Annotated in this window: 10 protein-coding genes and 1 pseudogene; 5 read left to right on the top strand and 6 right to left on the bottom strand. The window is 73.0% G+C overall.

Annotated features, from left to right (window positions below):
- The first annotated feature begins 9 nt into the window (after nucleotides 1-9).
- Both ACWDNY_RS12250 and ACWDNY_RS12255 read left to right on the top strand, forming a co-directional pair.
- Nucleotides 10-2,559, top strand: a complete 2,550-nt coding sequence (locus ACWDNY_RS12250) for an MFS transporter (RefSeq protein WP_451645646.1) — start codon at nucleotides 10-12, stop codon at nucleotides 2,557-2,559.
- 102 nt (nucleotides 2,560-2,661) lie between these two features.
- On the top strand, nucleotides 2,662-3,483 hold the full coding sequence (locus tag ACWDNY_RS12255; RefSeq protein ID WP_451645647.1) for a YceI family protein: 822 nt from the start codon (nucleotides 2,662-2,664) through the stop codon (nucleotides 3,481-3,483).
- Nucleotides 3,484-3,595: 112 nt separating this feature from the next.
- On the opposite strand, the gene ACWDNY_RS12260 is transcribed toward ACWDNY_RS12255, so the two are convergent.
- Nucleotides 3,596-4,318: an ANTAR domain-containing protein gene (locus ACWDNY_RS12260; protein ID WP_451645661.1), complete on the bottom strand. Its 723-nt coding sequence runs from the start codon at nucleotides 4,316-4,318 to the stop codon at nucleotides 3,596-3,598.
- A gap of 382 nt (nucleotides 4,319-4,700) precedes the next feature.
- Here ACWDNY_RS12260 and ACWDNY_RS12265 point away from each other — a divergent pair, with 382 nt between their 5' ends.
- Together ACWDNY_RS12265 and ACWDNY_RS12270 are read left to right on the top strand one after the other, a co-directional pair.
- Entirely contained in the window at nucleotides 4,701-5,087 is a 387-nt protein-coding gene (locus ACWDNY_RS12265; protein WP_451645648.1) for an STAS domain-containing protein, read from the top strand.
- A 121-nt stretch (nucleotides 5,088-5,208) separates the two neighbouring features.
- Nucleotides 5,209-5,685, top strand: a complete 477-nt coding sequence (locus tag ACWDNY_RS12270; protein ID WP_451645649.1) for a PPOX class F420-dependent oxidoreductase — start codon at nucleotides 5,209-5,211, stop codon at nucleotides 5,683-5,685.
- Nucleotides 5,686-5,923: 238 nt separating this feature from the next.
- Here ACWDNY_RS12270 and ACWDNY_RS12275 read toward each other — a convergent pair whose 3' ends face one another.
- The 5 genes and pseudogenes from ACWDNY_RS12275 to ACWDNY_RS12295 all read right to left on the bottom strand — a co-directional run bounded on the left by ACWDNY_RS12275 (nucleotide 5,924) and on the right by ACWDNY_RS12295 (nucleotide 9,983).
- Nucleotides 5,924-6,715, bottom strand: coding sequence for a TetR/AcrR family transcriptional regulator (locus ACWDNY_RS12275; protein WP_451645650.1), 792 nt, complete (start codon nucleotides 6,713-6,715; stop codon nucleotides 5,924-5,926).
- A 387-nt stretch (nucleotides 6,716-7,102) separates the two neighbouring features.
- Nucleotides 7,103-7,327, bottom strand: a pseudogene (locus ACWDNY_RS12280) (two-component sensor histidine kinase); the annotation flags it as partial.
- Nucleotides 7,324-8,064, bottom strand: a complete 741-nt coding sequence (locus tag ACWDNY_RS12285) for a response regulator transcription factor (RefSeq protein WP_451645651.1) — start codon at nucleotides 8,062-8,064, stop codon at nucleotides 7,324-7,326. The pseudogene ACWDNY_RS12280 and the gene ACWDNY_RS12285, both read right to left, overlap by 4 nt.
- Before the next feature lie 127 nt (nucleotides 8,065-8,191).
- A complete protein-coding gene (locus ACWDNY_RS12290) occupies nucleotides 8,192-9,133 on the bottom strand; it encodes an amidohydrolase family protein (protein ID WP_451645652.1) in 942 nt (313 codons plus the stop codon).
- Nucleotides 9,111-9,983 (bottom strand): DUF2797 domain-containing protein, encoded by an 873-nt coding sequence (locus ACWDNY_RS12295; protein ID WP_451645653.1) that lies wholly within the window; start codon nucleotides 9,981-9,983, stop codon nucleotides 9,111-9,113. Before ACWDNY_RS12295 ends, ACWDNY_RS12290 begins: the two co-directional genes overlap by 23 nt.
- A 208-nt stretch (nucleotides 9,984-10,191) precedes the next feature.
- Here ACWDNY_RS12295 and ACWDNY_RS12300 point away from each other — a divergent pair.
- On the top strand, nucleotides 10,192-10,637 hold a 446-nt coding region (locus ACWDNY_RS12300; protein WP_451645654.1), incomplete at its 3' end, for a hypothetical protein.

The raw sequence follows: 10,637 nt of genomic DNA on the forward strand, positions 1-10,637 counted from the left end.
AGGAAGCCCATGGCTACGACCACACCAGCCGGTGTGCGGGCTCACGCCAAGCACGGGGGAGGCCCCTCCGGCGGCGTTGCGATGACGCACCGGCAGATCATGGAGGCGCTTTCCGGGCTGCTGCTCGGAATGTTCGTGGCGATCCTGTCGTCCACGATCGTCTCCAACGCGCTGCCGGAGATCATCAGCGACCTCGGAGGCGGCCAGTCCGCCTACACCTGGGTGGTCACCGCCGCCCTGCTGTCGATGACCGCCTCCACTCCCCTGTGGGGCAAGCTCGCCGACCTGTACAGCAAGAAGGCGCTCGTCCAGATAGCGCTCGTGATCTTCGTCGTCGCCTCGGCGGCGGCGGGCCTGTCGCAGAACCCCGGCATGCTGATCGCCTGCCGTGTGGTGCAGGGAATCGGCACCGGCGGCCTGTCGGCCCTGGCGCAGATCGTCATGGCCGCGATGATCTCCCCGCGTGAGCGCGGCCGGTACTCCGGCTACCTCGGCGCCACGTTCGCCGTCGCCACCGTCGGCGGCCCGCTGCTCGGCGGTGTCATCACCGACACCTCCTGGCTGGGCTGGCGCTGGTGCTTCTACGTCGGCGTGCCCTTCGCCGTGATCGCGCTGTTCGTGCTGCAGAAGACCCTGCACCTGCCGGTGATCAAGCGGGAGGTCAAGGTCGACTGGGGCGGCGCCGCGCTCATCTCGGCCGCCGTCTCGCTGCTGCTGATCTGGGTCACCTTCGCCGGTGACAAGTACGACTGGGTGTCGTGGCAGACGTACACGATGGTCGCCGGCGCGATCGTCCTGGGCGCGCTGTTCGTCCTCGTCGAATCCAAGGCGCGCGAGCCGATCATCCCGCTGCGCCTGTTCCGCAACCGCACCATCTCGCTCGCGTCGCTGGCCTCGCTCTTCGTCGGCATCGCGATGTTCAGCGGCACCGTCTTCTTCAGCCAGTACTTCCAGCTGGCCCGCGACAAGTCCCCGACGATGTCGGGTGTCATGACGATCCCGATGATCGGCGGTCTGTTCGTCTCCTCGACCGTCTCCGGCCAGCTCATCACCCGTACCGGCCGCTGGAAGGCGTGGCTGGTCAGCGGTGGCGTCCTGGTGACGGCCGGGCTGGGTCTGCTGGGCACCATCCGGTACGACACGGACTACTGGAAGATCGGCGTCTTCATGGCCCTGCTGGGTCTCGGCCTCGGCATGATGATGCAGAACCTCGTGCTGTGCACGCAGAACCAGGTGGCCCCCGGCGACCTCGGTTCGGCCAGCTCCACGGTCACCTTCTTCCGCAGCCTCGGCGGTGCGGTCGGCGTCTCCGCGCTCGGCGCGGTGATGGCCCACCGGATCACCGACTACGTCAAGGACGGCCTGGCGACCATCGACCCGAAGTACGCCGCCGCGATGGCCGGGTCCGGTTCCGCCAACAGCAGCATCCCGCACATGGACGCGCTGCCCGCGCCGCTGCGCACGGTCATGGAGAGCGCCTACGGCCACGGCATCGCCGACGTCTTCCTGATCGCCGCCGCGCTGGCCGCCCTCGCCTTCCTGATCAGCCTGTTCATCAAGGAGGTCCCGCTGCGGACGAAGGGCGCCCTGGCGCAGGCCGCCGAGGGCGAGGGCGTACCGGTGGACCCGGCCGCCGGCCCCACCGTCGCGGAGGCCCAGGCCCCCGCCGAGTCCGGCGCCCCGGCCGCCGAGCAGGTGCCCGACCGGTTCGTGGCCGCCTCCACCGCCGATGCCGGCCCCGAGGGCACGCAGCGGCTCGCGGCCGCGACGCCCGCCGGAACCGCCTCCGGTGACGGCAGCGGTGTCCCGGTGCGCGGCTTCGTCCGCGGCGCCGAGAGCGCCCCGGTGCCGCAGGCCGCCGTGACGCTGATCTCGCTGACGGGCCGCCAGCTGGGCCGTTCGGTCGCCCAGGCCGACGGCGGCTACGCGGTGGACGCGCCGGGCGCGGGCTCGTACGTCCTGATCGCGGCCGCCGACGGCCACCAGCCGCAGGCGTCCACGATCGTGGTGGGCGGCGAGCCGGTGTCCTACGACATCCTGCTCAGCGGCACCAGCGGCCTGACCGGTCTGGTGCGGGCCACCGAGAACGGGCTGCCGGTCCAGGACGCGATGGTGATCGTCACCGACGTGCGCGGGGATCTGCTGGCCACCGGGACCACCGGTGAGCAGGGCGAGTTCTCCTTCGCCGAGCTGGTGCCCGGCGCGGTGACCGTCGCCGTGAACGCCGACGGGTACCGGCCGCGGGCGCTGCCGGTCGATGTGGGCGGCACCGGGGTCACCCGGGTCGAGATAGACCTTGACGCCGGCGCCCAGGTGCAGGGCGTCGTGCGCGCCCCGCACGGTCCCCTCGCGGACGCCCGGGTGACGCTGGTGGACGCGGCGGGCAACGTGGTCGGCACGGCCACCACCGGTGCGGACGGGGCGTACGCCTTCGCCGACCTGAGCAGCGGCGAGTACACGGTCATCGCGACGGGCTACCCGCCGGTGGCGACGGCCCTGTCGGTCAGCGGCCGCGGCGTCGACGACCACGACATCGAACTGGCCCACCCGGGCGAGTAGGCACCACCCGGCCCGTGCGAGGGCGCGCTCCGAGCGGAGGTGCGCCCCGCGCGGGCCGGTTTTTTACGACCGGTTTGCAATGATGTGCAGGGAGAAAACGGGATGGGACTGACCGCGAGGATCCGCACCCGGGACGGATGGGCCGTGTCGCACGCGGTCGTCACGGTGACCGACATGAGGGGCACGCAGGTGCTCCGCGCCGAGGCCGACCAGGAAGGCACGGTCCGGGACACCACCGCCCTGGCGCCGGGGGCGTACACGGTCATCGTCACGGCGGTCGGCTACGCGCCCGCCGCCTCCAGCGCGATCGTCACCGCGAGCGGCCGGGCGGAGATCGGCACGGTGACCCTGGCCCGGCAGGGCGGCACCGAGCTCCCGCCGCCGGGACCGTGGACCATCGACCCGGCGCACTCCTCGGTGGCCGCGGTCGCCCAGCACCTGGGCATCTCCAGCGTGCACGGCCGCTTCACCGAGTTCTCCGGCACCATCGAGATCGCGCCGGACGACGTCACCAAGTCCCGGGTCGAGGCGGTGATCCGCGCGGACTCCATCGACACGGGCAACCGTATGCGGGACGGGCACCTGAGGTCCCCGGACTTCCTCGACGTCGAGGCCTACCCGCGGATCACCTACCGCTCCACGGGCGTGACGGAGGCGGGCTCCGACCGCTGGACCGTCCACGGCGAGCTGGGCATGCACGGCGTCGTCCGTTCGGTCGACCTGGAGCTGGCCTACCTCGGCACCGGCGCCGACCCCTGGGGCGGCACCCGGGCCGCCTTCCGCGCGACCACGGAGCTGCACCGCGAGGACTTCGCCATGAACTACAACCAGGTGCTCCAGGCGGGCATCGCCGCCGTCGGGACCACGCTGAGGGTGGAACTCGACATCCAGGCGGTCCAGGGCGAGTCGCTGCCCTCCGCGTGACGGCGGGCGGACGCCGTCCGCCTCCCGCGCCACCCGCCGCCCCGTCGGGCGACTCCACGGCCCGCGCCATCACGGCGCGGGCCCGCCGTCGCCGGACGGAGACCCCGGAACGTCACCCCGGCCTGTTCGCGTCCACCACACGGCGGGCCAGGTCGCGCAGCTTGACGTTCTCCCGCTGCGAGGCGCGGATCAGACTGTCGAAGGCCTCCGCCGCGTCGATGTCGAGCCGCTCCATGAGGATGCCGGTCGCCTGACCGATGAGGTCCCGGGTGCGCATCGCCTCGGTGAGCTGCTCCCGCACGGTCGCCGACTCCAGGGCGAGGCTGACGTGCGCGGTGAACAGCCGTCCGATCCGCGTCGCCGTCTCGTCGAAGGCGCGCGGCTCACGCGCGTAGAGCGTGAGCACGGTCAGCCGCCGCTTGTCGGCGCGCAGCCGCAGCGCGAGCGCCGAGCGCAGGCCGAGGTCCGCCAGGAAGCCGCCGCCGTCCTCGGTCTCACTGTCCGCCAGCCGCACGACGGGTGTCTGCCACAGGTGGTCCCAGTACGAGGGCTCGCCGCTCTGCCCGTCCAGCCCCTCGGCCTTGCGCACGACCTCGTCGGTCCAGGCGACGGCGCGGCGGAGGTCGCCGCGTTCCCGCACCGAGATGCCGGCGTGGTCGGCGCCCGGCAGGATGCGCACGGCCAGCCGGACGGCGGTCTGGATCGTGCTGTCGGGAGTGCCGGACGCGTGCAGCTGCCGAGCCGCCGCCGCCAGGGTCTCGGCCAGCTCGAAGTCCCCGGGAGAACCGGGCAATTCAGGAAAGTCAGACGCAGGCACCACGAACCTCTTCGGCATGCACGACCGTACGGCCATGCGCAGGAGAGCTCCGCAGCACATTCCCGACTGCGAGCACAGGACGAACAGAACCTTATCCCGTCCTTGCGGGGGGACTTCCGCCCGGTTCAACTCCGCCCCCGCGCCTACGCCCGCCCGGCTCCGGCCCGTCCGACACGCCCGGCCGCCGTCCCCCGTCGGACGCCGGTACCCGCAGCTTTCGGCCCCGGTACCCGTCCTCTCCGGGCCCCTGGGACCCGTCCCCACCGGCGCCGGGTCCCGCGTCCCCCTCCGTGCGCTCGCCCTCACCCTTACGGGCGGTTGTCCGCCACCCTCTGGAACCGGGGGTCCGGCGATGGTGGAATGGAGCCCACAGGTCAGGAAGCGGCCTCCCGGAACCCGGATGGACGTCTCTCTTCTGCAGGTGAGTGCCGTGACCTTCTTCCCGAGTCCGTGCCGGGTGCGCGACCTTCCCGGCCGCACCCTGCTCGTGCTGCCGCCAGAGATCGACCTGTCCAATGCCTCCGAGCTGTGCGCGGGCATCCTCTCCTTCGCCGGCACCCGCACCGGCCGGCTGCACGTGCTCGTCCTGGACCTGACGAGGACGGTCTTCATGGACACCCAGGGCGCCCGCCTCGTCGAGGACGTACGGGACCGGCTGGATTCCCGCGTGCGGCTGAGGGTGGCTGCGGAAGCCGACAGCATCCCGAGCCGGGTCCTGGAGCTGACCGGCGTACGGCGGGACGTACCCGTGTACGACGACCTGTCCCAAGCACTCGCTCCCGGCTGAACCGGGTGGTCACAGCCCCTGTGCCCTGTCACCGAACTCCCGTCCGCCCCACGACGCCTCGCACGCAGGGCCGCCCTTCGGGCGACGACGCGAGTCCGACGGCAGCCCTTAGGCTGCGGGCATGGCACCGAACATCGCGACGAACACCCGCGTATCGCGGGAAGAGCTGCTGGACTTTGTACGGCCCCGGCACCGCGCCCTGCTGCTGACCCGGCGGGCCGGAGGGGACCCGCAGGCCTCGCCGCTGACCTGCGGGGTCGACGACTCGGGCCGGATCGTGGTCTCCACGTACCCGGAGCGGGCCAAGACCCGCAACGCCCGGCGCGACGCGCGCGTGAGCCTCGTCGTGCTGAGCGACGACTGGAACGGCCCCTGGGTGCAGATCGACGGGACGGCCGAGGTCGTCGACGCGCCGGACTCCGTGGAACCGCTGGTGGAGTACTACCGGAACATCGCCGGGGAGCACCCGGACTGGGACGAGTACCGCGCGGCCATGGTGAAGCAGGGCAAGTCGATCATCAGGATCACGCCCGAGCGGTGGGGTCCGGTGGCGACGGGCGGCTTCCCGGCCCGGCTGGTCGAGGACCGGCAGGGCTGATCCACCGGACGGGGGCGGGCGAACCGTGCCGGGAGCCGGGAAGGGCACGGGGTGCTGACGGCCGCCCGGACGGGACGCACCTCTGAGGGCCGACGCGGCAGGACGAGCCGTGGGGGGCCGACGCGACGGGACGCAGCGCTGACGGCCGCCCCGACGGGACGGTCCGCTGCGGTCCGGCCGGTGACTGCCGTCCCCGGCGGCCCGGGAGCGAACGGGCCGCCGGCGGCCGCTCGGCCGCTCACGACGGGGCGGACCGCTCCTCGCCCGCCCGCCGCACCATCGCCTCGATGCCCGCCACCAGCAGCTCAAGGGCGAAGGAGAGGTCCCGCTCCAGCATCTCCCCGACCGTGTCTCCGCCGCGGTCCGCCATGAGGCTCGCGGACTCCCGCAGCACGCCGGCGGCGTCGGGGGACTGCGTCGCCGCGTCCACGGCATGCCGGAAGTAGTCGTCCGGGGCCATCCCCGCGTCCGTGCAGCGGGCCCTGAAGTGGCCCTCGATCGTGCCGTAGCCGTAGACGAACTGGAAGACGGCGGAGATCGCACCGGTCAGGCCGTGCTCGGGCAGCCCGGTCCGGCGCACGACGCGCTGCACCGTGCCCGAGAAGGCGAGCGAGTTGGGGCCGATGTTGAGGAAGGTCCCGGCGAGCGGCGACAACCAGGGATGGCGCACCAGCAGGGCCCGGTACTCGGTGGCCAGGCCGCGCAGCTGGTCACGCCAGTCCTCGTCGGTCTCCGGGTCGGGCAGCCGCAGCTCCCCGAAGGCGGCGTCCAGGGCGAGTTCGAGGAGGTCGTCCTTGGTGTCGACGTACCAGTAGACGGACATCGCCGTCACGTTGAGCTCGGCGGCCAGCCGGCGCATGGAGAACTTCGCCAGGCCCTCGGCGTCCAGCAGGCGGACGGTGACGTCGGTGATCCGGTCGCGGTCCAGCCCGGACGGCTGCCCGCCGCCGCGGCCGCGGCGGCGCGCCTTGCCCTCCAGCCAGACACTGGTCCGCCCCGCGCCCCCGGGCTGCTGGACTGCCCTCGTCATGCGTACCTTCCTCAGTTCTCCGGCGCCGGTTGCGAAGGGCGCCCCCCGAGGGGCGCGGAGGGGGCCGCGCGCGGCCACGCACGGCCCGCGCCGGGTGGCCCCCGTGTCACCCGAGGCCGCGGGTGGTCCCCTTCACCGAGTCTGCCCGCTCGGACCGCTGCCACAACGCCGCGACCGGCGACGCACAGCGGCCCGGCCGAGCGCCCCCACCGGCCACCGGTCTCCGGGCCGGCGGTGAACACGCCAAAGAACGCGTGCGGTCACTTCCTCGTGAGGTACAAGGTGGCCGAACCCGTAGTGACCCTCCGGAAGTTCTCCTCGACCCACGAGGTGATCCGCGAGGCGGTGCCGCTGCCGCCCGTGCCGCCACCGCCCAAGCCGCCGGCGGCCGTCGGGCGGCCCGAAGACGCCCGCCGCACGCGCCGCGCCCTCGCCGAGCCAGCCGTCGAGCTGCTCGTAGAGGTGCGGGCGCAGCGCGAGCGTGGCCCCAGTGCCGATGACGGCGCAGACGACGGCGATCAGCACCACCGAGGCGAGGACGAGCGGGGTCCGCAGGCTGCACGGCTGCCCCGCCCGTCGCCTGCGCGGACGCGGCGGCCGGCGCCCGCTCACGACGTCGCGGGCCTGATCAGGTAGCCGGCGCCGCGGCGGGTGTGGATCATCGGCTCGCGGCCGGCGTCGATCTTCCGTCGCAGGTAGGAGATGTACAGCTCGACGACGTTGGCCTGCCCGCCGAAGTCGTAGGACCAGACCCGGTCGAGTATCTGCGCCTTGCTGAGCACTCGCCGCGGATTGCGCATGAGGAAGCGCAGCAGCTCGAACTCGGTGGCGGTCAGGTGGATGCTCTCCCCGCCCCGCGACACCTCGTGGCTGTCCTCGTCCAGAAGAAGGTCGCCGACGACGAGCACGGCGTCCGGGCGCCGGTCGGCGGCACCTGAGCGGCGGATGAGCCCGCGCAGCCGCGCCACGACCTCCTCCAGGCTGAACGGCTTGGTGACGTAGTCGTCCCCGCCCGCGGTGAGACCGGCGATCCGGTCCTCGACGGCGTCCTTGGCGGTGAGGAGGAGAACGGGCACGCCGGGGAGGTCGCGGCGCAACCGCCCCAGGACGGACAGGCCGTCCGTGTCGGGCAGCACCATGTCCAGGACGACGGCGTCCGGGCGGAACTCGCGCGCGGTCCGGAGCGCGCCCTGCCCGTCACCCGCGCTGCGGATCCGCCAGCCCTCGTACCGCAGGGCCAGGGAGAGCAGTTCGGTGATCGGCGACTCGTCGTCCACCACCAGCACCCGGACGGGGCTCCCGTCCGGCCTGAGCGGATCGGTGCGCCCCTGGGGCGAAGTCGTCGTCATGGTGGACACCTTGTCGGCATCCTGTGAGAGGGCTCTTCCGCCCGTCTGTGATTTCCCTGAGAACGACACCGGCGCCGTCCGGGGCACACCTCGAACGGCACTGCGTGGCCCGCGCGCTCACCGGCCGTCAGGGGCCGGCGGGCAGGCCGAACAGCCGCGCCGCGTTGTCGTGGCACACCGCGCGCAGCCAGTCGTCACCGAGTCCGAGGCCCCACAGGGCGTCCAGCTGGTGGGCGTACGGGTAGGGGATGTTGGGGAAGTCGGAGCCGAGCAGGACGCGGTCGCCGAGGCCGGCCAGCCGGGGCAGGGCGCGCCGGGGGAACGGGGCGAGCTGCTCGCTGAAGTCGGTGAACGCCATCGTCGTGTCCAGCCGGACCTCGTCGTACCGCTCGGCGAGATCGAGGAAGTCCTCGTACTCCGGCATGCCGAGGTGGGCGACCACCAGCCGCAGCCGGGGGTGCCGGGCGAGCACCCGGCCCACCGGACCGGGTCCGGTGTGCCGGCCGGGCGCCGGCCCCGAACCGCAGTGGATCACGACCGGGATCCCCGCCTCGGCGAGCAGGCCCCAGGCCTCGTCGAGGAGTGCGTCGGCCGGGTCGTAGGCGCCCACCTGGACGTGCGCCTTGAAGACGCGGGCGCCCGCCTCGACCGCTTCCCGTACGTACGACTCGACTCCCTCCTCGGGGAAGAGGGTGCAGGTGTGCAGGCAGTCGGGCGTCCGGCGGGCGAAGTCGGCCGCCCAGCCGTTCAGCCACCGGGCCATGCCCGGCTTGTGCGGGTAGAGCATCGCGGTGAAGGCGCGGACCCCGAACTCCCGCAGCAGCGCGACCCGGCGGCTCTCCTCCGCCCGGTAGGCGATGGGCCACTCGATGCCGCCGGTGAGCGGACCGAGCCCGTCGAAGTAGTCCCACACCTTGCGCAGTACACGCTCGGGCATGAAGTGGGTGTGGACGTCGACGAGTCCGGGCACGCCGAGCCGGCGCCAGAACCGCCGCACCTCGGCCGGCTCGGTCCCGGTGACCTCCTGCCCGGAACACCCGGAACTCTCAGAAGAGTCCGTCCTGTACACCTGCCGCCTCCCTTGCCTCGCACACCGGAACGCTCAGACCACCGCCCACCGTAGGCCGCAGCTCCCACCCGGTCATCAGGCGGGTGTCCAGCACGACGATGCCGCCGCCGGTCGCCAGGTGCAGGTCCGGCCCGGCGGCGGCGACCAGCTCACCGCTCACGGCGCCGCCCGGGACGAGTTCGCTCACCTGGCCGACGGCGGCGGGCAGCCCGGCCAGACCGAACACCTCCGCGTGGTCGACGGGGCGGAAGGGCTCCCGCTCCAGCGACTCCGGCCAGCCGCCGAGCGCCACGGCCCGTGCGTGCAGGTCCCCGATCTCGGCCGCCCGGGCGGCCGCCGTCTCCGGCAGCGCGGACCGCACGGCCCGCTTCTCGGCGTAGGGGATCCGGTCGGGCACCCCGAGCGCGGCGCGCAGCAGTTCCTCGGCGCGCCGGGCGGCCATCAGCGGCCCGGCACCGAGCCAGCTGAAGCAGACGGCGCCCTGTTCGAGCAGCCGCGCCGGGCCCCGCTCCAGCGCGGTGATCCCGACCTTGGTCATCCCGGGACCGAACCAGGCCAGATAGACGCGGTACGGCCGCGGGTCGTCCGCCAAGGTGTCGGCGGCCACGGAGTGCGCCCGGTCGAGGCGCGCACACTCCTCGCACCGCGCTCCCGTGCCGCGTCCCGGCACGACCGCCCGCACCGGGCACGTGTGCCCCCGCGCTCCCCGGCACGTCCGTTTCCCCCCGTCCGCGACCTCGAACGCCACCCGCTTCCCGCGGGGCAGCGCGCTCCTGCGCCCGCCGTGCCACTCCAGCTCGGGACCGGCCGGCGCCCACCGCAGCCCCGCACACCTCCACGCCTGTGTCATCGCCCGCACTGTAGAGGCCCCCACTGACATCGCGGCTCCAGCACCCACTTCCCACGTGCGCGAGCTCTCGGTGATTCCTCGGCCATATGGCGCATGATCGAAATGCGGACCCCAACGTGCGCCTCGACGATGGCGATGAAGGGCGGAGCGCGAGGATTGTCAGAGCCGAGCACTCCGCATGAGTCATGCGTCAAAGAAAGAGGGAAACATGACGGCAACGACGGAGACTCCCACCCGGGAAAAGGCCGAGGTAGGCCAGGAACAGTTCGGCGAGGAACCCGCCTTCGGCCCGCTCCTGCTGGCAGCGATGCTGGCCCGTCGTGAGGAGCGCGGTGAGGAGCCGGTCATCGGGCATCCGCTTCTGCTCGCCGCGCTCATGCGCCGTCGTGAGGAGCACGGCGAATCGCTGATCCAGCACCCCCTTCTCCTCGCCGCGCTCATGCGCCGTCGCGAGGAGCACGGCGACGGGTCCATCATCGAGAACCCGCTCATGCTCGCCGCGCTCATGCGCCGACGTGGGGAGCGCGGCGAAGGGTCGGGCATCGAGAACCCGCTCATGCTCGCCGCGCTCATGCACCGGCGTGGGGAGCGCGGCGAAGGGTCGGGCATCGAGAACCCGCTCAGAAGTACATCGCGACCTCTATGCGATCGACG

Source organism: Streptomyces sp. NPDC003697, assembly GCF_053587115.1.